The 22,072-nt window shown below is 68.4% G+C and carries 20 protein-coding genes; 12 read left to right on the top strand and 8 right to left on the bottom strand.

The annotated features are described in order from the left end of the window. Window positions 1-2 precede the first annotated feature (2 nt). Window positions 3-1,184, top strand: coding sequence for an adenylate/guanylate cyclase domain-containing protein (locus MKL20_RS07970; protein ID WP_244036225.1), 1,182 nt, complete (start codon window positions 3-5; stop codon window positions 1,182-1,184). Window positions 1,185-1,410: 226 nt separating this feature from the next. On the opposite strand, the gene eno is transcribed toward MKL20_RS07970, so the two are convergent. Then, complete coding sequence (gene eno / locus MKL20_RS07965; RefSeq protein ID WP_243968945.1) at window positions 1,411-2,700, bottom strand: phosphopyruvate hydratase; 1,290 nt, start codon at window positions 2,698-2,700, stop codon at window positions 1,411-1,413. 296 nt (window positions 2,701-2,996) lie between these two features. Here eno and queF point away from each other — a divergent pair, with 296 nt between their 5' ends. Further along, window positions 2,997-3,449 (top strand): preQ(1) synthase, encoded by a 453-nt coding sequence (queF, locus tag MKL20_RS07960; RefSeq protein WP_243968943.1) that lies wholly within the window; start codon window positions 2,997-2,999, stop codon window positions 3,447-3,449. Between the two features lie 64 nt (window positions 3,450-3,513). On the opposite strand, the gene MKL20_RS07955 is transcribed toward queF, so the two are convergent. Continuing rightward, window positions 3,514-3,855, bottom strand: a complete 342-nt coding sequence (locus MKL20_RS07955; protein WP_243968941.1) for a hypothetical protein — start codon at window positions 3,853-3,855, stop codon at window positions 3,514-3,516. 379 nt (window positions 3,856-4,234) lie between these two features. Between MKL20_RS07955 and MKL20_RS07950 the strand changes: the two genes are divergently transcribed. Next, window positions 4,235-4,903 carry a class I SAM-dependent methyltransferase gene (locus MKL20_RS07950; RefSeq protein ID WP_244036224.1) on the top strand — a complete coding sequence of 223 codons (669 nt, stop codon included), beginning with the start codon at window positions 4,235-4,237 and terminating at the stop codon, window positions 4,901-4,903. Window positions 4,904-4,909: 6 nt separating this feature from the next. Here the strand turns inward: MKL20_RS07950 and kdsA are convergent, their stop codons facing one another. Then, window positions 4,910-5,764 carry a 3-deoxy-8-phosphooctulonate synthase gene (gene kdsA / locus MKL20_RS07945; protein ID WP_244036223.1) on the bottom strand — a complete coding sequence of 285 codons (855 nt, stop codon included), beginning with the start codon at window positions 5,762-5,764 and terminating at the stop codon, window positions 4,910-4,912. A 10-nt stretch (window positions 5,765-5,774) separates the two neighbouring features. After that, the gene (locus tag MKL20_RS07940) at window positions 5,775-6,260 is read right to left on the bottom strand and encodes a hypothetical protein (RefSeq protein ID WP_244036222.1); all 486 of its coding nucleotides are present in this window, start codon (window positions 6,258-6,260) and stop codon (window positions 5,775-5,777) included. 171 nt (window positions 6,261-6,431) lie between these two features. Here MKL20_RS07940 and MKL20_RS07935 point away from each other — a divergent pair, with 171 nt between their 5' ends. Beyond that, complete coding sequence (locus MKL20_RS07935; protein ID WP_244036221.1) at window positions 6,432-7,442, top strand: alpha/beta fold hydrolase; 1,011 nt, start codon at window positions 6,432-6,434, stop codon at window positions 7,440-7,442. Between the two features lie 258 nt (window positions 7,443-7,700). Here MKL20_RS07935 and MKL20_RS07930 read toward each other — a convergent pair whose 3' ends face one another. Beyond that, a complete protein-coding gene (locus tag MKL20_RS07930) occupies window positions 7,701-8,876 on the bottom strand; it encodes an amidinotransferase (protein WP_243968932.1) in 1,176 nt (391 codons plus the stop codon). 210 nt (window positions 8,877-9,086) lie between these two features. Between MKL20_RS07930 and MKL20_RS07925 the strand changes: the two genes are divergently transcribed. The 6 genes from MKL20_RS07925 to MKL20_RS07900 all read left to right on the top strand — a co-directional run bounded on the left by MKL20_RS07925 (window position 9,087) and on the right by MKL20_RS07900 (window position 15,508). Then, window positions 9,087-10,199, top strand: a complete 1,113-nt coding sequence (locus tag MKL20_RS07925; RefSeq protein WP_243968930.1) for a flippase-like domain-containing protein — start codon at window positions 9,087-9,089, stop codon at window positions 10,197-10,199. Next, window positions 10,190-10,804 carry a phospholipid-binding protein MlaC gene (locus tag MKL20_RS07920; RefSeq protein ID WP_244036220.1) on the top strand — a complete coding sequence of 205 codons (615 nt, stop codon included), beginning with the start codon at window positions 10,190-10,192 and terminating at the stop codon, window positions 10,802-10,804. The genes MKL20_RS07925 and MKL20_RS07920 overlap by 10 nt, the downstream gene beginning before the upstream one ends. Before the next feature lie 102 nt (window positions 10,805-10,906). After that, a complete protein-coding gene (hpnI, locus tag MKL20_RS07915; protein WP_244036219.1) occupies window positions 10,907-12,115 on the top strand; it encodes a bacteriohopanetetrol glucosamine biosynthesis glycosyltransferase HpnI in 1,209 nt (402 codons plus the stop codon). 56 nt (window positions 12,116-12,171) lie between these two features. Continuing rightward, window positions 12,172-13,605, top strand: coding sequence for a hopanoid biosynthesis associated radical SAM protein HpnJ (gene hpnJ, locus MKL20_RS07910; RefSeq protein ID WP_243968924.1), 1,434 nt, complete (start codon window positions 12,172-12,174; stop codon window positions 13,603-13,605). Window positions 13,606-13,726: 121 nt separating this feature from the next. Further along, window positions 13,727-14,569, top strand: a complete 843-nt coding sequence (gene hpnK / locus MKL20_RS07905) for a hopanoid biosynthesis-associated protein HpnK (protein ID WP_244036218.1) — start codon at window positions 13,727-13,729, stop codon at window positions 14,567-14,569. Between the two features lie 63 nt (window positions 14,570-14,632). Then, window positions 14,633-15,508 carry a helix-turn-helix domain-containing GNAT family N-acetyltransferase gene (locus tag MKL20_RS07900; protein ID WP_244036217.1) on the top strand — a complete coding sequence of 292 codons (876 nt, stop codon included), beginning with the start codon at window positions 14,633-14,635 and terminating at the stop codon, window positions 15,506-15,508. Between the two features lie 15 nt (window positions 15,509-15,523). On the opposite strand, the gene MKL20_RS07895 is transcribed toward MKL20_RS07900, so the two are convergent. Continuing rightward, window positions 15,524-18,187 carry an MMPL family transporter gene (locus MKL20_RS07895; protein WP_244036216.1) on the bottom strand — a complete coding sequence of 888 codons (2,664 nt, stop codon included), beginning with the start codon at window positions 18,185-18,187 and terminating at the stop codon, window positions 15,524-15,526. A gap of 618 nt (window positions 18,188-18,805) precedes the next feature. Between MKL20_RS07895 and hpnH the strand changes: the two genes are divergently transcribed. Together hpnH and MKL20_RS07885 are read left to right on the top strand one after the other, a co-directional pair. After that, window positions 18,806-19,969, top strand: a complete 1,164-nt coding sequence (gene hpnH, locus MKL20_RS07890; RefSeq protein ID WP_243968912.1) for an adenosyl-hopene transferase HpnH — start codon at window positions 18,806-18,808, stop codon at window positions 19,967-19,969. 281 nt (window positions 19,970-20,250) lie between these two features. Continuing rightward, window positions 20,251-21,036 (top strand): septal ring lytic transglycosylase RlpA family protein, encoded by a 786-nt coding sequence (locus MKL20_RS07885; RefSeq protein ID WP_244036215.1) that lies wholly within the window; start codon window positions 20,251-20,253, stop codon window positions 21,034-21,036. 153 nt (window positions 21,037-21,189) lie between these two features. On the opposite strand, the gene MKL20_RS07880 is transcribed toward MKL20_RS07885, so the two are convergent. Beyond that, complete coding sequence (locus tag MKL20_RS07880) at window positions 21,190-21,498, bottom strand: type II toxin-antitoxin system RelE/ParE family toxin (RefSeq protein ID WP_244036214.1); 309 nt, start codon at window positions 21,496-21,498, stop codon at window positions 21,190-21,192. A 23-nt stretch (window positions 21,499-21,521) separates the two neighbouring features. Continuing rightward, the gene (locus tag MKL20_RS07875) at window positions 21,522-21,971 is read right to left on the bottom strand and encodes a hypothetical protein (RefSeq protein WP_244036213.1); all 450 of its coding nucleotides are present in this window, start codon (window positions 21,969-21,971) and stop codon (window positions 21,522-21,524) included. Between the last annotated feature and the right edge of the window lie 101 nt (window positions 21,972-22,072).

Below are 22,072 nucleotides of genomic sequence, written 5' to 3'. Positions count from 1 at the left end.
AGATGGACATGACGGACCTGACGCGCTGGATCGCCGAGCACGCCACCGCGACCGACGATTACGACACGCTGCTCGCCCGGGTCTGCGAGGGCCTGTGCGCGTCCGGCGTCCCGCTCTGGCGGGTCAGCGTCATGACGCCGGCCATCGACCCGATGGTGCGCGGCGTCAGCCTGAACTGGCATCTCGGCCAGGGCCTCAGCTTCGTGCCCAACCCGCATGGCGCCGAGCAGGAGGCGGATTGGCTGCGCAGCCCGATCTTCGCGATGCTGGAGCGGGAGCAGACCTTCGGGCGCTGGCGCCTCGACATCTCCGGCCCGGAGACCGACTATCCAGTCCTGCACGACCTCCGCGCCGAGGGCGGCACCGAATACGCGGTCCACATCGTCGGCTTCGCGCCCGGCACGGCGCTCCGCGGCGTCGCGATCTCGTTCTGCACGCGGGCGCGGTCCGGCTTCTCGGAGGCCGACCTGAGAGCAATAGCGGAGGTGCTGCCGGTGCTCGCTCTGGCGGTGGCCAAGCTCGGCTTGGGGCATACCCTGCGCGAGGTCACGGCGACCTATCTCGGGCGCTCCACCGCGGATCGGGTGCTGGACGGCCAGATCCAGCGCGGCCAGGGACGGGCCGTTCCGGCCGCGATCCTGCTGACGGACCTGCGCGGCTTCACGGCCCTGTCCGACCGGGCCGACCCCTACGACATGGTCACGTGGCTCAACGAGCATTTCGACGCGCTGGGCGACCCGGTGGCCCGGCACGGCGGTGAGATCCTGAAATTCCTCGGCGACGGCTTCCTGGCGATCTTCCCGGTCCCGGATGCCGGCATCCTCCCCTGCCCCGTCTGCAGCCGCGCCCTCGACGCCGCCGCGGACGGACTCGCGGCCAACGCCGCGCTCAACGGGCGGCGGCGCGAAGCGGGGCTACCGGAGCTGACGGCCGATTGCGTCGTGCATTTCGGCACGGTGGTCTACGGCAATGTCGGCACCGAGCGACGCCTCGATTTCACGGTGATCGGGCGCGCGGTGAACGAGGCCAGCCGGATCGAGAGCCAGTGCGAGGCGCTCGGGCACGCGCTGCTGATCTCGGATTCGTTCGCGGAGCGGTGCAGCCGGGCGCTGGAAGCCGTGGGCATCATCGAGCTGCGGGGCCTGGCGCGGCCGCAGAAGGTCTGGACCCTGCCGGCGGAGTGATGTCACCGTCATTGCGAGCGCAGCGAAGCAACCCAGTGCAGCGCGCGATCTCAGAATGTTGCGGTTCCCTGGGTTGCTTCGCTGCGCTCGCAATGACGGTGCGGGATGTTTTAGGCCGGCGATCCTGATGGAGACCGTTTCGACGATGGTTTCGAGATCAGCGGCGATTTGAGAGACGGCCCACGTCTTCCCTCCCACAAGCTGGGGAGGGAAGACGTGTGCGCATTCAGCCCCGCGCCAGATGCTTGATCGCCGAAGCGCCGGCGTAGAGCGCCTGCGGGCCCAGGCCCTCCTCGATGCGGATCAGCTGGTTGTATTTGGCCAGTCTGTCGGAGCGGGCGAGCGAGCCGGTCTTGATCTGCCCGCAATTGGTGGCGACCGCGAGATCCGCGATGGTCGAGTCCTCGGTCTCGCCCGAGCGGTGGGACATCACCGCGGTGTAGCCGGCGCGCTGGGCCATATCGACCGCCGCCAGGGTCTCGGTGAGCGTGCCGATCTGGTTGACCTTGATCAGGATCGAGTTGGCCGTGCCCTCCGCGATGCCGCGGGACAGGCGCTCGACATTGGTCACGAACAGGTCGTCGCCCACGAGCTGGCAGCGATCGCCGATCTTCTCGGTCAGGAGCTTCCAGCCGGCCCAGTCGTCCTCGGACATGCCGTCCTCGATCGACAGGATCGGGTAGTTGGCAACCAGCTGCGCCAGGTAATCGACCTGGGCCTCGATCGAGCGGTTCGTGCCCTCGCCCTCGTAGGCGTAGGCGCCGTCCTTGAAGAACTCGGTGGCGGCGCAGTCGAGTCCGAGGGCGATCTCGGTGCCAGGCTTGAAGCCGGCCGCCGTGATCGCGTCCATCACGAAGTCGAGGGCGGCCTCGGCGGACGGCAGGTTCGGGGCGAAGCCGCCCTCGTCGCCGACATTGGTGTTGTGGCCGGCCTTCTTCAGCTTGCCCTTGAGGGTGTGGAACACCTCGGAGCCCATGCGTACGGCGTCGGCGAGCGACTCCGCGCCCACCGGCAGGATCATGAATTCCTGGAAGTCGATCGGGTTGTCGGCGTGCGCCCCGCCGTTGATGATGTTCATCATCGGCACCGGAAGGACCCGGCCCTGCACGCCGCCGACATAGCGGTAGAGCGGCAGGCCGGAGGCCTCGGCCGCCGCCTTGGCGACCGCCAGCGAGACGCCGAGGATCGCGTTGGCCCCGAGGCGCGCCTTGTTCGGCGTGCCATCGAGCTCGATCATCGCCTCGTCGACGGCGACCTGCTCTTCGGCTTCCATGCCGCCGATCGCGTCCAGGATCTCGGTCTGCGCAGCCTCGACCGCCTTCAGAACGCCCTTGCCGAGGAAGCGGCTCTGGTCGCCGTCGCGCAGCTCGACCGCCTCGTGCGCGCCCGTGGAGGCGCCCGACGGGACCGCGGCGCGGCCGAAGGAGCCGTCCTCCAGCAGGACATCGACCTCGACCGTGGGGTTGCCGCGGCTGTCGAGGATCTCGCGGGCGCTGATATTGGTGATCGCGGTCATGGAACGTCCTCTCGCGGGGCCGCTGTTCGGCGGCGGCAGCCCCGATCCGGGGTGCGGCGCATCGCGGCGGCTTATCCGTCAAGCCGCGTTCGGCGGCAAGCACCAGCGTAGGCGCTGCCTGTGCACGCGTCATGACAACCCCCACGTGCCGGCACTCAGGGTCCGCGGATCCCAAAGGGCTCAGCCCTTTGGCCGGGGTATGGGGGCAGAGCCCCCATGAACCGGGGCTCCACCCTCGACCCGCAAAAGGGCTCAGCCCTTTTGAATCCAAAACTGTCCGGATCTATACGGGCGGCATGACCACATCTGAGACGCTCCAACTCGGCCAGGCCACGCCGCTGCCCGCCTCGCCCACTGAGGCCCGCCTCGACCGGGTGCCGAACCCGCATGCCGACACCGACTATGTGGCGCGCTTCACCGCGCCCGAGTTCACCTCGATCTGCCCGGTCACCGGCCAGCCGGATTTCGCGATCCTGGTGATCGATTACGTGCCCGGCGATTGGCTGGTGGAGTCGAAGTCGCTGAAGCTCTACCTCGGCGCCTTCCGCAACCACGGGGCGTTCCACGAGGATTGCACGGTGGCGATCGGCAAGCGGCTGCGCGACCTGCTCGAGCCGCGCTACCTGCGCATCGGCGGCTATTGGTATCCGCGCGGCGGCATTCCGATCGACGTGTTCTGGCAGACCGGCGAGCCGCCCAAGACGATCTGGCTGCCTGAGACCGGGGTCGCACCCTATCGCGGGCGCTGAGCCACATACGAAAAAGGCGACCGGCTCGCGCCGGTCGCCCTCCGATCCGTCCGGATCGCTGCCCTTAGTAGGGCGAGCCATAGTAGCCGTAGGCGGGAGCACCGTACCCGTAAGCCGGAGCGCCATAGGCCGGGGCGTAGCCGTAACCGCCGCCGTACCCACCGTAGCCGCCGTTGTAGTAGTTGTTGGCCGCACCGGCGGCGACCGCACCAGCCGCCAAGCCGGCGATGCCGAGACCGATGGCCGCACCGGTGCCGATGCCGCGACGTCCGCCCCGGTAGCCGTAGCCACCGCCATGGCCGTAACCGCCATGGAAGCCGTACGGACGGGCCTCGGCGCCGGTCGTGGCAGCGACGCTGCCGAGAGCCAGGGCGGCGGCGGTGGCGATGATACCAATCTTGCGCATAATGTACCTTCTCGATCCTCGATCGAACATGCCCATTAACGTGGCCGCTGGGCGGAGGGTTCCAAGTTTTCGCGGGCCATTTCGGATGATGATGATTTGGTGAACGGCGGTTCATCTCCGCGGCGCGCTGACACTGCGCCTCACCGGTCCTGAGTTTGCGAAACTGTCCGTCGCTGGACTTGCGAATATTTTCCGCACCGTAGCGCCGGGATCGGCGGGTCTTGGCCGGCTTCGCGCTCGTGACGCGGCGGCCGGTTCAAGTCTTCGGCGGCCGGGCGGTCTCAGCGGGTATGACGCCGATCCGTGCATCCCGTTCCAAGCGGGACTGTGCTTAGGTCCGCCGGCGCCCATGACTGGCGCCAGTCCGGAGAGCCCTGCGATGGATGCCCTGACGCTGATCCGCGAGACCTTCGCACCGCTTCCGGGCAAGCGCGTCCTCGATATCGGCTGCGGTGCCGGGACCCTGGCGCAGCGGCTCGCAGAAGACGGCGCGGCGGTCACCGGCGTCGATCCGGGCGCGGCAGCGCTGGAGAAGGCCCGGTTCGCGGTGCCGGGCGCGCGGTTCGAGGCCGCCTCGGCCGAGGCGCTGCCGTTTCCCGATGGGAGCTTCGACGGGGCCGTGATGCTCAACGCCCTGCACCACGTGCCCGACCCGGCCGCCGCCTTGGCCGAGGCCGCGCGGATCCTGGTGCCGGACGGCATCCTGGTGGTCGTCGAGCCACTGGCCGAGGGCAGCTTCTTCGACGCCCTGCGGCCGATCGAGGACGAGACCGCAGTGCGAGCCGCCGCTCAAGACGCCATCGCGGCGGCGCTCGCGAGCGGCGCCTTTCTATGCCGGCAGGACGTGACGGTGGCGCGGCGTGAGACCTTCGCGGCACTCGACGCCTTCCTGGCGCGGGTCAGCGCAGTCGATCCGGCCCGCGAGGCGACGATAAGGGCGCGGCGGCCGGTGGTGGAGGCGGCGTTCCGCGCCGCGGCCGAGCGCGAGGCCGACGGGCGCTACGCCCTGGTCCAGCCCCTGCGCATCCACGTGCTCCAGCCGGCCTGACGCCAATCAGGCGTGGCGCTTCTTGGCGAGGCGATCGAAGGCGATCAGCTCTTCGAGTAGGGCCGGCATGTCGCGCAGGGCGACCATGTTGGGGCCGTCCGAGGGCGCCCGGTCCGGATCGGGATGGGTCTCGATGAACACCCCGGCGACGCCGACCGCCACCGCGGCACGGGCCAGCACGGCGACGAATTCCCGCTGGCCGCCGGAGCTGGCGCCCTGCCCGCCGGGCTGCTGCACCGAATGGGTCGCGTCGAACACCACTGGCGCGCCGTGGGTCACCTGCGCCATGATCGGCAGGCTGCGCATGTCCGAGACCAGGGTGTTGTAGCCGAACGAGGCGCCCCGCTCGGTGACGATGACGTTCGGGTTGCCGGCCTCCGTCACCTTGGCGGCGACGTGCTTCATGTCCCAGGGCGCCAGGAACTGGCCCTTCTTGATGTTGACCGCTCGGCCCGTGGCGGCGGCCGCCAGGAGGAGGTCGGTCTGGCGGCACAGGAAGGCCGGGATCTGGAGCACGTCCACCGCCTCGGCGGCCGGGGCGCAGTGCTCGGCGGCGTGCACGTCGGTGAGCACCGGCAGCCCAAGGCTCTCGCGGATCTCGGCGAAGACCGGCAAAGCGCCTTCGAGGCCGATGCCCCTTGCCGCGGTGCCGGAGGTCCGGTTGGCCTTGTCGAACGAGGTCTTGAACACGAGGCCGATCCCGAGGCCCGCCGCCATCTCCTTGAGCGCGGCGGCGATCTCCAGGGCGTGATTACGCCCTTCGAGCTGGCATGGCCCGGCGATCAGCGTGAGCGGCAGGTGGTTGGCGAAGCGCGCTTCGCCGACTTGAACGACGGGGCCGGGTGTTTCGCGTGTCGACATGGCTTGCGCTCTACCCCGCGCGGCGGATTCGCGAAACCCCGGCCCGGGGCGCGACCCGGCAGACCGTGAGGTCGTCCCGGAGCGCATCCGTCCGGGGTCCGGTCTCGCACAGCATCAACGCCCGGCCGGTGCCGCCCCGCTGCGGCGCGTCGGCCAGCAGGCTGTCCTGATGGAGGTTGAGCGCCAGCACCTCGGCGGCGGGGACATCCGCCCCGGTGAGGGCTTGGGCGGCCAGCCCCACCAGGGTGAAGTAGGCCGGAGGCGGCTCCCGGTCGCGGGAGGCGATCGTGATCCGGGCCGGCGCCCGGCAATCGAGGCTCATCCGCTCGGCATCCTGCGCCCGGAACACCGCGAACGGGCCCTCCCGCCCGGCGAGCGAGGCGCCGGTGATCCGGATCACCTTGGCGGCGAGGGCGTCGCAGGCATCCACGGCCCGGGCCGGCATCGCAGCGAGGACCAGGGCGCCCGTGAGGACGGCCAGGGTGGGGAGACGCATTGGGGTTAAGCTCCTGCGCACCGCATCGGGGACCGGCGATACGCCCCAGAGATAGCGCGGGCCGACGCAGCCGCGAAGATGCGCGCCCTCGCCGATTGGACAGGACGGCCCCGATGCCCGATCTGAGCGGCCAGCGCGGCGCCTCACGTCGCTGAGGCATTCAGGCCATCCATGCTCCGATCGACGCTTGCATCCGCTGTCCTGCTGGCCCTGACGCTCTCCGGCGCCGGCGCCGAGCCGCTGATGGATCCGGCCTATGGCCCCGAACTCGACGCGTTCGCGTACCCGTTCCCGGTGGAGCGCTACGCCTTCACGTCGCAGCGCCAGCCCTTGCAGATGGCCTATCTCGACGTCCGGCCAGAAAAACCGAACGGTCGCACCGTCGTGCTGCTCCACGGCAAAAACTTTTGCGCGGCGACCTGGGAGAGCCAGATCCGGGCGCTGATCGGCGCCGGCTACCGGGTGATCGCCCCGGACCAGATCGGGTTCTGCAAGTCGAGCAAGCCGGCCGCCTACCAGTTCACGTTCCGGCAACTCGCCGAGAACACCCGCGCCCTGCTCGACACGCTCGGGATCGCGCGGCCGATCCTGGTGGGCCATTCCACCGGCGGCATGCTGGCCGCGCATTACGCCCTGCTCTACCCGAAGGACGTGGCGCAGCTGGTGCTGGTCAACCCGATCGGGCTGGAGGATTGGAGCGCCAAGGGCGTGCCGCCGACCTCCGTGGAGCAATGGTACCAGCGCGAGCTGAAGGTCTCGGCGGCGTCGATCCGCGCCTACGAGACCGCGACCTACTACGCCGGCCAGTGGGAGCCGCGCTACGAGCCCTGGGTGACGATGCTGGCGGGGCTCAACGCCGGCCCGGGCAAGGAGGCGGTCGCCTGGGACTCGGCGCTCCTCTACGACATGATCCTGACCCAGCCGGTGGTCTACCGGCTGCCGCAGATCGCGGTGCCGACCCTGCTGATGATCGGCCAGAAGGACAACACGGCGATCGGCAAGGACCTCGCCCCGCCGGAGGTGCGGGCGTCGCTCGGGAACTACCCGGAACTCGGCAAGGCGGCCGCCAAGGCGATCCCGGGGGCTAGGCTCGTGGAGTTCCCGGCACTGGGCCACGCGCCGCAGATGTCCGACCCCGAGGGGTTCAACAAGGCACTGATCGCGGGGATTTCGGCGCCGTGAATGTGCGGTCGTCTGCTTTCCGGAGCGGACTCATCGGAAGGCATGCTCGACCGGTCTATCCCATCCTCGACCTCATCCTGAGGTGGCGACGCGCAGCGGCGCCCTCGAAGGAGCCCTCCAGAGTTCGCGGTGGATCATGGAGGGCTCCTTCGAGGACGAGCGATCGTTGATCGCTCGGCACCTCAGGATGAGGGGAGAGGTTCGGATGTCCGGTGATCGCCAACGACCCGCGATGGAGGTCGTCAGTGCGAACAGACCCTAAAAATACGACTTCAGCACGCCGCGGCGGCGGACGTCGAGGGTGGCGCAGTGGAACGAGCCGCCGAACGGGCCGTAGCTGAGGAACGGCGCCGGGATCGGGTCGAAGCCCCAATCCTTGAGCGCCTTGATCAGCGTCGGCTGGCTCTGGTCGACGACGATCTTCTTCTCGGTGATCGCCAGGACGTTAATCGAGGTCCAGGGCGAGCACATCGAGATCTTGCTCATGAAGCCCTCGACCGGGTCGGGGCGCGGGGCGATCAGCACGTCCCACTTCTTGAGCACGGCGGGGAGCTTCTCGACGTCGATATAGTCCGGGTTCACCAGCACCTTGCCGGGGGCCAGCGGCATGAACGACGAGTCGATGTGCATCGGCTGCGGGCAGCGGCTCTCGATCTCGTGGATGCGGAAGCCCGGGCCGAGATGGCGGCGCAGCCACTCGATGCCCATCAGGTTGGTGACGTTCGAGCGGGTCACGAACAGGTCGCGGCCGCAGCGGACGAAGTCGGCGGCGTCGAAGACCGGCTCGAACTCGTTGACCGTGAACTGCATCGGCTCGCCGGCCTTCAGGTTCGGCACCCGGTAATCGTAATTGTAGAGGTCGTCGGTCAGCTGCGGCCGCGGGGCCGAGGTCCAGCGGGCGCCGGCGCGGAAATACTCCTTGAACAGCGACCGGTAGGCGTCGCCCTCGAAGTAGCGCGAGCGCCAGCACATCGGGCTCTCGATGATCTCGTCGCCGATGACCAGATACGGGTCGCGCGGGCAGGCGACGCAGAAGCCCCGGGAGGTCCAGCGCGGAGCCTTGAATTTGCGGGAAAAGTCCACCGCGTCGGGGCGGCGGATCTTGACGCCCTCGCCGGCCAGGATCTTGATGAAGTTGTCGAGCTCCTGCTGCGCCAGCTTCTTCATGAACTTGGGGTATTTCCAGCCGCTGGCGAAGCGGTAGAACGGCTGGGCCGCCCGCGGCAGGTTGAAGATCACCGTCAGGTGGTGAGTCGGGATGGTGGCGCCGTCGAGGGATCCGACGATCACCTCCTCCAGCGGGTCCCACTCGTTCCAGGCCATGACCGGGGAGTGAGGCGCCGGGATGCCGGGCTCCATTCCGCCCCGGAGGCCGCCGGCATGCGTGTCGTCGCTCACGGCCTCGACGGCCGTGATCGGTGATTCGCGCTCCATGACGTGTGCCCCTTCTGCGACGTGCCGCGGTCTTCTGCTCGGGCGCTTCGGCCCGGCCACCGCTTTGGCTCCCGGTGTGTCAAACGGGTGATAGACACCGGTAATCCGTGCTGCAACGTGGCAGAAACGTTCTTGGTCGCCCGGACCTATTTCTGCCGCGACCGTGACCGATTTCCCGCATCAAGCCATTTGCGAGCTTGAAAGACCATTATGAAGCGCCTGACGACCTTGGCCTCGATCGCCGGTCTCTGCACGGTCGTCGGCCTGTTCATGTCCTCCGGCCTGGAGGACGTGTCGGCCGCCGTCATGAGCGCCGGCTGGGGCGCCGCCCTGGTGGTGGTGGCCCGTGTCGCCGCCGTCGCCTGGGCGGGGCTCGGCTGGCACGTCGTGTTCCCGGCGGGCGCCGCCAGGCTCGGCGACTGCGTGTCGCTGCGGTTCGTCCGCGAGGGAATCAACACGCTGCTGCCGGTGGCGACGGTGGGCGGCGACTTCGTCGGCGCCCGGCTGATGTCCAAGCGCGGCGTCCCGGGCGCTATGGCCGGCGCCAGCATGTTCGTGGACCTGATGACGCAGGCGCTGACGCAGCTCCTGTTCACGGTGATCGGCCTCGGCCTGCTGGTCCTGATCGCCGGCGACGGACCCATCGCCCGGACGGTGGCGGGCGGCCTCGCGGTCGCGGTGCCGGCGCTGGGCGCCTTCTACCTGATCCAGCGGCGGGCCGGGCACCGGATCATCCAGGGCCTGATGAGCCGCTTCGCCTCGGGTCGCGAATGGCGCGCCTTCGGCGCGATCGACCAGCTCTACGACAGCCTGCGCCGGATGTACGGCAACCACGGCCGCTTCGTCGCGGCCCTGGTCATCCACCTGGCGGGCTGGGTCATTGGCACCCTCGAAGTCTATGTCTGCCTGCATTTCATGGGCTATCCGGTCGATTTCGCGCAGGCTCTGGTGATCGAGAGCCTGGCTCAGGCGGTCCGTGGCGCGGCCTTCGCGGTGCCGGGCGCCCTGGGGGCCCAGGAGGGTGGACTGATCGCGCTCTGCGGCCTGTTCAATATTCCCGCCGAGGCGGCCCTGGCCCTGTCGCTGGTCAAGCGCTTCGCCGATCTCGGCGTCGGCGTGCCGGGCCTGCTGCTCTGGCACCGGATCGAGGCCAAGCTCACGGCCGAGACCGCCGCCGATGCGGAGCGTGAGCCCGAGGCCGCGATTGGCCGTTCCGCCAAGATGGTCCCGCAGCCGGCGACGCTCGGCCCGTTCTACAGCTACGCCCCGCCCCGCATGGGCTCGCGGATCGGCGAGGGCGAGGAGTTGAAGAAGTGCGCCTGACCCGTCGGCTCGCGGCCGTAGCCCTGCTGGCCGCCCCCCTCCTCGCTCCGGTCTCGGCCTGGGCGGCGGACGATCCCGCGGTGCAGACCGTGCGCGATCTCTACGCGGCTTTCACCGCCGCCCTGAAGGACGGCCCGAGCCCCCTGCCCGCGCGGGTCGCGGCGGTGGGGCCGGCCCTCGAGAAGGCGTTCGACTTCCCGGCCATGGCCCGCGTCGCGGTCGGCTCGAAATGGTCGAGCTTTACCCCGGAGCAGCAGGAGGCGGTCACCGACGCGTTCAAGCGCAGCCTGACCGTGACCTACGCCAATCGCCTGGCCCGGGCGGCCGGCGGCAAGTTCGACGTGACCCCGAAGGTCGAGGAGCGCGGCAGCCAGCGCGTGGTGCCGACCCGCGTCACCGCCGCCGACGGCGACGATTCGGCGGTCGACTTCGTGGTCAATGCCGGCAACCGTATTCAGGACGTGTTGCTCAACGGTGACGTCAGCGAGATCGCGGCCCAGCGCAACGCGCTGTCCGCGCCGCTGAAGGCCGGCGGTGCCGACGCGGTGGTGAAGTTCCTTCGCCAGCGCGCCGACGGCATGCTCGCCGCAAAACCGACACCGTGACCATCGACGCCGTGAATACAACAGCTGTGCCTGCCGCCCTGACCGGGCCGCACGCGGCCATCGCCGCCTGAAGCGGCCGGACGACCGCACGGACCCGACCGGATGGATCTCACCGCCCTGGCGCTCACCGCATTCTCGTGGCTCTCGCTGCTTTGCCTTCTCCTGGCGGCGGCGGGTTGTCTCTATGCGCTGGCCGCCGCCTATCTGGCCGGCCGCTTCGCCGCCCGGCCCGTGCCCGCGCTGGAAGCGGGCGCGCCCCGTCCGTCCGTGACGGTGCTCAAGCCGCTCTGCGGCCTGGAGCCCAATCTCTACGAGAATCTCGAGACCGTGCTCCGGCAGGATTACGCCGGCCCGGTCCAGGTCGTGTTCGGTGTCCAGAAGGCCGCCGACCCGGCCATCGCCGTCGTCGAACGGCTGAAGCAGGCCTACCCGTCCGCCCGCATCGACCTCGTGATCGACGGACGCCAGCACGGCTCGAACCGCAAGGTCTCGAACCTGATCAACATGGCCGAGCGGATCGCTCACGACGTGATCGTGCTGGCCGACAGCGACATGGTGGTCCGGCCCGATTATCTGGAGCGGCTCGTCGCCGAGCTGTCGCAGGAGGGCGTCTCCGGCGTCACCTGCCTGTATCACGGCGTCCCGGCCTTCCGCGGCGTCTACGACCAGCTCTCGGCGCTCGCCATCGACACCCAGTTCCTGCCCAACGTGGTGATGGGCCTGAGCCTCGGGCTGGCCAAGCCGTGCTTCGGCTCGACCATCGCGTTCACCCGGGCGAGCCTCGACGCGGTCGGCGGCTTCCGCAGCTTCCGCAACGATCTGGCCGACGATTACGCGATCGGCGCCGCGCTCCGCGGTCTGGGCGGCCGGGTGGTGATCCCGAGCTTCACCATTGGCCATACCAGCGTCGACACCGAGCTTCCCGGCCTGTGGCGGCACGAGCTGCGCTGGAACCGCACCATCCGCACCGTCGATCCGGCCGGGTATGCCGGCTCGATCGTCACCCACGCCCTGCCCCTGGCCCTGATCGGCGCGCTCCTGCCCGGCGCCGGCACCGGCGCCCTGGTGGTGGCGGGCCTAGCGCTCGCCGGCCGGATCATCCTGTGCCGGCAACTGGAACGGGCGTTCGGCCTCGCTCCGCACCCCTACGGACTGTTGCCGATCCGCGACATCCTCTCCTTCCTGAACTTCTCCTGGGCCTTCGTGTCGGGGGCGGTGACATGGAAAGGTCATGATTATCACGTGGTTGCGGACGGTACTCTGATCCCGGACGCCGAACTCGGCCGCGACGCCGGCGCACCCACACGTTGAACGCGGCCATCGCTTCCTCACCCCTCCCCCGGCAACGCCCTGAGGCCTTGAACCCCATGCGCACGCTCTTCCTCCAGGCCCCCACCTTCGACGGTTTCGACGGCGGCGCCGGCTCCCGTTACCAGGCCAAGCGCGAGATCAAGTCGTTCTGGTACCCGACCTGGCTGGCCCAGCCGGCCGCCCTGGTGCCGAACTCGAAGCTGATCGACGCGCCCCCGCACAACATCAAGCTCCCCGAGATCGTGGCCCAGGCCAACGACTTCGACCTCGTCGTGCTCCACACCTCGGTGCCGTCGTTCAAGTCCGACGTGAAGACGATCGAGGCGCTCAAGGCCGCGAACCCGAAGCTGATCGCCGGCCTGATCGGCGCCAAGGTGGCGGTGGACGCCGCCGGCGCGATGGCCCAGGCCCCGGTGATCGATTTCTGCGCCCGCAACGAGTTCGACTTCACCGTCAAGGAAGTCGCCGACGGCGTGCCGATGTCCGAGATCAAGGGTCTGTCCTATCGCGATGCGAACGGCGTCGTGGTCCATAACGAGGACCGCGAGATCATGACCGACATGGACCAGCTGCCCTTCGTCACCAGCGTCTACAAGCGCGACCTGGAGATGGAGAAGTACTTCATCGGTTACCTGAAGCACCCCTACATCTCGTTCTATTCGGGCCGGGGCTGCAAGAGCCGCTGCACCTTCTGCCTCTGGCCGCAGACGGTCGGCGGGCACACCTACCGCACCCGCTCGGTCGCCCACGTGATCGAGGAGATCAAGTACTGCCTGAAGGAGTTCCCGCAGACCAAGGAGTTCTTCTTCGACGACGACACCTTCACCGACAACCTCCCGCGTGCGGAGGAGATCGCCCGTGAGCTGGGCAAGCTCGGCGTGACCTGGTCGTGCAACGCCAAGGCGAACGTGCCCCGCGAGACCCTGAAGGTGCTCAAGGAGAACGGCCTGCGCCTGCTGCTGGTCGGCTACGAGTCCGGCAACCAGACGATCCTGCACAACATCAAGAAGGGCATGCGGGTCGAGGTCGCGGAGAAGTTCACTAAGGATTGCCACGAGCTCGGCATCGCCATCCACGGCACCTTCATCCTCGGCCTGCCGGGTGAGACCAAGGAGACGATCCAGGAGACGATCGCCTTCGCCAAGCGGATCAACCCGCACACGATCCAGGTCTCGCTGGCGGCCCCCTACCCGGGCACGTTCCTGTACAAGCAGGCGGTGGAGAACGGTTGGCTCGACATCGAGAACGCCGAGCTGGTCGACGAGAACGGCGTGCAGGTCGCGCCGCTGCACTACCCGCACCTGTCGCACACCGAGATCTTCACGTCGGTGGAGGAGTTCTACAAAAAGTTCTACTTCCGCGCTCCGAAGATCGCCTCGATCGTCGGCGAGATGGTGCGCTCCCCCGACATGATGAAGCGCCGTCTGCGCGAAGGCGTGGAGTTCTACCGCTTCCTCAAGGAGCGTCAGGGCACCGCCAAGGCAGCGTAACCTCAGGGGTCCGGGGCCCACGGCCCCGGCGGGGAGCGGGGCAGCGCCCCGCACCTTTCCCAGGGCTCCGCCCTGGACCCGCGAGAGGGCTTGCCCTCTCGACACCCCTTACGAGGTTGTTGTGAAGCGTCTTGTCGTTACGGCCGATGATTTCGGGTTGAGTCTCGAGGTCAACGAAGCCGTCGAGCAGGCCCACTGCGCCGGGATTCTCACCGCGGCGAGCCTGATGGTCTCGGCGCCCGCCGCCGCCGACGCCGTGGCCCGGGCGAAGCGGATGCCGTCCCTGCGGGTCGGCCTCCACCTCGTCCTGGTCGAAGCCTGGCCGACCGTGCCGGCGACGCAGCTGCCCGACCTGACCGATGCCGCTGGCCTGATGCGCGCCGATATGGCGCTTGTCGGCCTCGACCTCGCCCGCAAGCCCGCGGCCCGGCGCCAGCTCGCCGCCGAGATCACGGCGCAGTTCGACGTCTACCGGGCGACCGGCCTGCCCCTCGACCACGTCAACGCCCACAAACACTTCCACGTCCACCCGCTGATCGCCGGCGCGGTGCTGCGGATCGGACGCGGCTACGGCATGCGGGCGATCCGCGTCCCCCGGGAGCCCCGCCAGCTGCTCCGCCGGGCCGAGCCCAGTGCCCGGCCGCGTCCGGCCCTCGACATCGCCCCCTGGGCGGCCCTGCTCGCCGTGCGTGCCCGTCAGGCCGGCCTGCTGATCCCCGACCGGACCCTCGGGCTCGCCTGGTCCGGGGCGATGACCCCGCCGCGCGTGGCAGGCCTCCTGGCGCAGCTTCCGAACGGTCTGACCGAACTCTACACTCACCCGGCCACGGCGAGCGGCTTTCCGGGTGAGGCGCCAGGCTACCTCTACGTCGACGAGCGCGACGCGCTGATCGACCCAGCCTCCCGGGCGGCGGCGGACGCGTCTGGCGCGGTCAGGGGTGGGTTTTCCGATTTCGTCGGATAGCGGCCGAGCCTGGTTCGGCCCCTGCCATTGACCGCTCATAATGTCTGACTAAAGTCAGCTATTATGACGCCTGATTCCACCGCCCGTTTCCGCCGCTTCGCCCGGGCCGTCACCGCGGAGGTCGGCGCCCTCGACAGCTCGTTCCTCGGCCGGGGCCGGCCCCTCGGGGCGGCCCGCGTGGTGAACGCGATCGGTGCGGGGCGAACCGATGTGGCCGAGATCCGCGCCTATCTCGGCCTCGATTCCGGTCTGATGAGCCGCCTGCTCCGGAGCCTCGAAGAGGAGGGCCTAATCACCACCGAGCCCCATCCCGACGATGCCCGCCGCCGGGTGGCGCGCCTGACGGAGGCGGGACGACGAGAATTCTCGGCCTACGAGGAGATCTCCGACGCGCGTGCCGCGTCGCTGCTGGCGCGTTCGCCGAACGCGGACGCGTTGCTTCGCGCCATGGATCTCGTTGCCTTGAGCCTCGGCCGCGACCGGATCGCGATCGAGGTGGTCGATCCGCGCAGCGAGCCCGCCCGGGCCTGCCTGGAGGCGTATTATGCCGAACTCGCGCGCCGGTTGAAGACCGGGTTCGACGTCAAGCTGTCCTGCGATCCGGAGGCGGAGGCCATGATCCGGCCGCGCGGCGCGTTCCTGCTCGCCATCGCGGACGGGCTGCCCGTGGGGTGCGTCGGCCTGAAGGGCAGCGGCGGCCCGGTTGCCGAAATCAAGCGGCTCTGGATCGACCCCGCCGCCCGGGGCTTCGGCCTCGCCCGGCGCCTGATGGAGGCCGTCGAGGCCGCCGCCCGCGACCTGTCGATCGCGGTGCTGCGCCTCGACACCAACAGCGCCCTGCCGGAAGCCCTGGCACTCTACCGCAAGGCAGGCTGGGTCGAGATCGATCGCTTCAACGACGACCCCTACCCCGACCACTTCTTCGAGAAGGTTCTCTGAAGGGTCCGGGCCGGCCTACTTGGCCAGCACTGGATCCGCCGGGGCGGTGCTCTTCCGCAGTGCGGCCGCGGCGGCCTTCTCACCCTCCGGGCGGTCGTCGTCGGCCTGCGTGGGCGGCTCGCCCAGGGTCGCCGGCACGACGAAGAACGCCGCGATCAGGGTGAAGAACAGCGACAGCGCGAGCAGCTTGCCCATGCTGGCCGTGCCCGGGTGGCTCGACAAGACCAGGGAGCCGAAGGCGCTGCCGGTGGTCAGCGCCGAGAAGAAGATCGCCCGGGTCAGGCTGGAGGCGAGCATGTCGGTCACCCCCGCCCGCCACGCGATCACGTAGTAGATGTGGAACGCGACGCCGACCGCGAGCATCAGCGGCAATGCGATGATGTTGGCGAAGTTCAACGGCATGTCGATGATGCGCAGGGCCATCAGGGTCCACAGGGTCGCGATGACCAGCGGGCCCAGCGTCATCGCCACATCCCAGGGCTTGCGCAGGGCCACCGACAGGATGACGAAGATCAGCACGAAGGCGGTCACGGCCGCCTGCACGAAGGCGCCCAGGATCGTGTAGGTCGATTGCGTCGTGGCCACGGGTGCACCGGTGGCGTGGGGCGCGACCTTCAGAACCTCGTCCGAGAAGGTGCGCAGCACCTCGTCGTCGTTCGAATTGCCCTTGGGATGAACCTCGATGCGGGCGCGCCCGTCCGCCGCGACCCAATCGGCCTTCAGCTGCGGCGGCAGGTTATCGAGCGTGATCTTCTCCGGGTGGAGCAGGTCGCGCAGGCGCTGCAGCAGCGGCACGAGATCCTTGGTCAGGGCGACCGAGGCCGCCTCGCGCAGTTGCACCGGACCGCCGGCGAGCTTGTCGAGAGTTCCGGCCAGCTGCTTGGCGGTCTGCGCGGCCGCGGCTTCCTTGCCGTCGCCCGCGACGCCGTTCAGCGCCATGGCGGCATCCTTGAGCGCCTTGACGTTCTCGGCATCGGTCGGCGGCGGCGGCTTGCGGCCGGGATTGAGCACCGGATCGAGGAGCTGCGCCGTATCGGCGATGGCCGCGAGCTTCTTGTCCTGGTCCCGCGGCACGAAGGTGTCGATGCTGTTGACCGAGGAGGTCACCGGCAGTGCCGCCAGGGTCTTCGACAGGGCCGGAACCGCGTCGACGCTGGGGGCCAGCACGTCGATCAGGTTCGGGCTGGTCTCGGGATTCTTGATCAGGTCGAGATAGGTGGCGATCGATTCCGTCTTCGTGCTGCGCAGGTGCATCGGGTTGGAATCGAACGGCAGGTGCCAGAGCAGCGGCGCGCCGGCCAGGGTCACCAGGCCGACCGCGATCAGGATCGGCTTGCGGTTGCGGATGATCCACGGGTCGACGCCGACCAGCCACTCGGTCTGCACCGCCGCCTTCTCGCCGCCCGGCTTGAACACCGCGATCAGCGCCGGCAGCAGGGTCAGGGCGAACAGGAAGGCCACGACCATGCCGACGCCGGCGATCAGGCCCAGCTCCGAGACGCCCCTGAAGGCGGTGGGCAGGAAAGCGAAGAAGCCGGCCACCAGGGACACGGCGGCGAGCGTCAGCGACCAGCCGACCCCGCGGGCGGCGGCCCGGATCGCGCTCTGGAGGGTCGGCTGCTCGTAGCGGTCTGCCCGGTAGCGCACGGAGAACTGGATGCCGAAATCGATGCCGAGCCCGACGAACAGGGCCGCGAAGGCCACCGAGATCGGGTTCAGCTCCTTGACCATGATCAGGCCGAGGGCGGCCGTGACGATGAGGCCCGCGAAGGTGGTGATCAGCACCGCGCCGACGAGCTTGCCGGAGCGGAGCGCCAGCCACAGGAACAGCACGATCGCGCCGACGATGATGCTGTTGTTGAGGCCTGCATCCTCCGAGAGGGTCGCGAACTCCTCGTCCGCCACCGCCACCGTGCCGGTCAGCCGCATGCGCAGGCCGTGCTCGGCGTCGATCTTGAGGTCCTGCGCGACGTTGCGGATCAGCTTGGTCGCCTGGTAGCCGGGCTCGAGGGCGTTGAAGTCCAGCACCGGCTGGATCATCACGAACTTCATCTTGTCCGTGACGCTGCTCTCGCCGTTGGCCAGCAATTCCTGCCAGGACATGCGCGCGGGCTTGCCGGCCAGCACCTTCTGCAGGGTGGCATCGATCTGCCCCATGGGCTTGTCGAGGTCTTCGAGCTTGGCGTCGCCGGTCTTCACGCCGCGCGCACCGAGCGACAGCACCCGCATCACGCCGCGCAGGGACGGATCGGCGGCCAGCGGCCCGAGCAGGCCCTGCTGCTGGGTGAGTTCTTCCAGCGTCTTGTCGAGCTGGGCCTGAGGCATCAGCAGCAGGCCGTTCTTGTCGAAGAACGGACCGCCGTCGGGCCGGTAGACGGTCTCGATCAGGTTCTTGTGGGCGGTCAGCGCCTTGGCGAGGTTGGCGGCGGCCTCCTCGGTCTCCTCAGGCGTCTCGCCGTTGATCACCGCCACGAGAGTGTTGCCGCGCTGCGGGAACGCCTTCTCGAAATTGATCTCGTCCTGGCGCCAGGGCTCCTTGGGATCGATCAACCGCTCGACATCGGTGTTGATGCGGAACAGATGCGCCGCGACTCCGAGGCTCGCGACCGTGACGAACGCCATCAGGGCGATCACGATCCACCGATACCGCACCGAGAACGCGACGAGACCTTCGATCACGAGCACCCTGCCTGTTCGCCCCGGACGCGCCCCATGCGCGACCGGCTCATCCAATCCATCCCGGCCGGCAATCCATCCCGGCCGGATCGGCGCGAGCGGCGCTCGAATGCGCGCGGGAAGGCCGCTCCGCTAATCCGCGCGTGCGCCCTTCGGTGTCTGGGAACGCCGCCCCGCCCAATCTGGTCGCGCGGCGCGCATGCGCAAGCCGGATCTGTCCGAAGCGGGATCGCCCGCCGCAGGCCACCCCTTGCATCGCGGCCACAGGGCTCAGTAAAGAGCGTGGTCTCAGATTGCAACGCGATGGCCCCGGCTGGGTCGTTGCCTAGGCGGATGTGCGATGGCGCACGGCAATCCCGGGATGGGCACCAAAATCTTGGGATTTCGGTCGCATTGCGGACGCAATGCACGTGCTGTCCTCAACCGTCAGGCGATCTGATCCGCCCGCCCCGCTGCAGACAAGCCATGTGGCGCGGTTACGTCAGGAGCGGAATAAGTCGTCATGGCCTCGGCGAAACGGGGCCGGTTCAGATGAGTTCCAAGCTAGAGTGCTGGAATTCGCGTGTTTTTCGCGGTAAGCACCCCGACGCCCCGGGGCCGACGCAGTAAGGAGCCGCAATCTTGGGTATCCCCCTCCGGTACGTCGCGAAGATCGGCGGCTACATCCTCAAGCAGCACCTCACGGGCCGCAAGCGCTACCCGCTGGTGATGATGATGGAACCCCTGTTCCGCTGTAATCTCGCCTGCGCCGGCTGCGGTAAGATCGATTACCCGGACGAGATCCTCAACAAGCGGCTTCCGGTCGCCGACGCGCTCGAATCGGTGCGCGAGTGCGGCGCCCCCGTGGTGGTGATCGCCGGCGGCGAGCCGCTGCTGCACAAGGATCTGCCGCAGATCGTCCAGGGCATCATCGATCAGAAGAAGTTCGCGATCGTCTGCACGAACGCGCTGCTTCTCGAGAAGAAGATCAAGGACTACAAGCCGAGCCCGTACTTCACCTGGTCGATCCACCTGGATGGCGACCAGTCGATGCACGACCAGTCGGTGTGCCAGCGCGGCGTCTACGACAAGGCCGTCGCGGCCATCGCCAAGGCCAAGGAGATGGGCTTCCGGGTCACCATCAACTGCACCTTCTTCAACAACTCCGCGCCGGAGAAGATCGCCGACTTCTTCGACAGCGTGACCCGGATGGGCATCGACGGCATCACCGTCTCCCCCGGCTACGCCTACGAGCGCGCCCCCGACCAGAAGCACTTCCTGAACCGCAAGGCGACCAAGGAGCTGTTCCGCGGCGTCTTCCGTCACGGGAAGGAAAAAGGTCGCGAGAAGTGGACCTTCCAGCAGTCGGGCCTGTTCCTCGACTTCCTGGCCGGCAACCAGACCTACCATTGCACCCCCTGGGGTAACCCGACCCGCACCGTGTTCGGCTGGCAGAAGCCCTGCTACCTGCTCGGCGAGGGCTACGCGGCGACCTTCAAGGAGCTGATGGAAGAGACCGATTGGGATTCCTACGGCACCGGCAACTACGAGAAGTGCGCCGACTGCATGGTCCATTCGGGCTACGAGGCCTCCTCGGTGGTCGATTCGGTCCGCAAGCCGTGGAAGCCGCTGGTCCACGCGATCCGCGGCATCAAGACCGACGGCGCGATGGCGCCCGAGGTCAGCCTGGAGAACCAGCGCCCGGCCGAGTTCGTGTTCTCGCGCAACGTCGCCCAGAAGCTGTCCGAGATCAAAGCGGCCGGCGTCGACACCAAGCAGGAAGCCCGCAAGCGCACAGCGGCCTGATCCACGCGCATCGGATGTGTTGGGAAAAACCCGCGGCCTCATGGCCGCGGGTTTTTCTTTGCGCGACTCGATCGCGACAGGCGGCTACATCGGTCGAGCACACCGTATGGGGTGCGGTCGACACGGGGGCGAACGTCCGGCTGTCCGATCGGGAAGCTCGGCCGATGGGCTACGTCCGAAGGATGATGCCGCTCAAACGGCGGTTTTAGCAGTTGTGTGGAACTCAGGCGACTGAAACGATTTATGCGTCCGTCGATTATCAATAATCACGGGTGAATGCTATGATCGGGCCTGGCGGCGAAAACAGACGAAGCGTCGCTCGCGTCCTGATCTTAGCTTCGATCCTCTCGGTTCCCGTCGCCGAGGCTCGGGCTGATCCATCGCCGGGCATGGAAAGCCGATCAGGCCTGGAACAGGTGAACGTCCTGAAGCGGGAAGCACCGGTCTTCACGTACCGCCAGTTCACCACGCAGCTGCCTTCCCTGTCTTCATCGCTCGAGGATACGGATCCGCCGGAGGCGTCGTCCTTCAGCCTGCCGGCACAGCCGACGTTTCCGGCCTCGGTTCATCCGGCTGGCCAGGAACAGGCAGGTCTCATGGGGCGCTTCGGCCAGACTGTGGATCCGGTGTCGGCACAGGATGGGCTTGCCGGAGCGCGATCGGAGCCTTCGAGCGCCGAGCCTTCCAGTGCCGAGCCGTCGACCACGGCAGCCGTCGCGGAGCAGCCGGCACCGCCCGATCCTCAGACCGGACACGATGCGGCAACGGCCAAGCCGAAACTTCTCGGGAGCGGCCGGGCGAGTTGGTACAAGCACTCCGGCCGGACTGCCAGCGGCGAGACCTACGACCCGAACAAGCTGACGGCCGCGCACCACACCCTGCCCTTCGGGACGAAGGTGAAGGTCGTCAACACCCGTAACGGCCGCTCGGTCATCGTTCAGATCACGGATCGGACCAACGAGCACACCAAGGCCAAGCGGAACTATATGATCGATCTGTCGCGCGCGAGCGCTCAGAAGCTCGGCATCGAGGGTATCGGCCGCGTCGCCCTGTACCAGGTCGATTGAAGCGGACCGCGTTCTTCAACCGGACACTGGGGTGATGTCGAGCCTGTGATCCCGCTGCCCGGGCGACTGAGACCGAGTCGGCGATGATCATGCCAGGTGCCCGGGTCGCGCTCGCCCGGATCTCGAACGAAGGGACTCTGGCCTCGTCTCATGTCACGGCGCCTGCTGCGCCCTGTGTTTCACGCGCAGGATCTCCACGATGCGCGCTTCGGGAAGCACCCGATAGAAGACGATGTAATTCCGATGCGCGATCAGCTCGCGCACGGCGTCCGGCAGACCAGACCGCCCCGGTCGGCCGAGATTTGGGTGTCGTGCCAGCGGCAAGGTCTTGTCGTGGAGCGATTGCGCAAAGGCTCGGGCTTTGGCCGGATCGTCTTGGCCGATGTACCGAACGATGCCGCGCAGATCCTCGCGGGCCTTCGGTCGCCACGCGATCCGGTAGGACGCCTTCGCGGGCGGCATCGGTCAGGCCCGGCGGCGATTCTTCAGGTCCGCCCGGACTCGGCCGCAAGCTCGGCCAGGTCGTCGCGCAGCTCGGCCATGAGCTCATTGTGCGAGAGGTTCGGCCGCGGGTCGTCGATGGAGTCCTGAATTTCGGCGGCGAGCCAGTCCGAATAGGCGGCGGCTTGGTGGGCTTTGCGCATGGCCTCGGCCCGGCCCCGATTGCCGGGTGCTGGTACTTTCTCGGCCGGGTTCCAGGCGCTGGCATCGAAATGGCCGACGGTAATGCCGAGGCCGCGCAGCACGTTCAAGGCCGCGAGCGGATTGCCGAAGCGGCGCGGCTCGTTGCTACGAGCCTTTGCCAGCACGGCGGCTTTTCCGCTGCGTGTGGCAATCTCCACGAGGAACGTCCCACCCTCGCCTTTCAGCGTCACGCCCGCCACCCCGCCTGCAACTTTGGTGGCGCGGAGCTGCTCGATGGTCATGCTCCGCATGAGTCGCGCTCCCGAAACGATCCTCTCGATGGAGGACAGCTACGCATGTTTCCTAGGACACGTGCAACTGACCGCGGGTTGAACGCAGGCCACCCTTTGCC

It is taken from the genome of Methylobacterium sp. E-066 (assembly GCF_022829635.1).
Taxonomy (GTDB): Bacteria; Pseudomonadota; Alphaproteobacteria; order Rhizobiales; family Beijerinckiaceae; genus Methylobacterium.
This window is presented reverse-complemented; position numbering and strand designations above follow the sequence as displayed.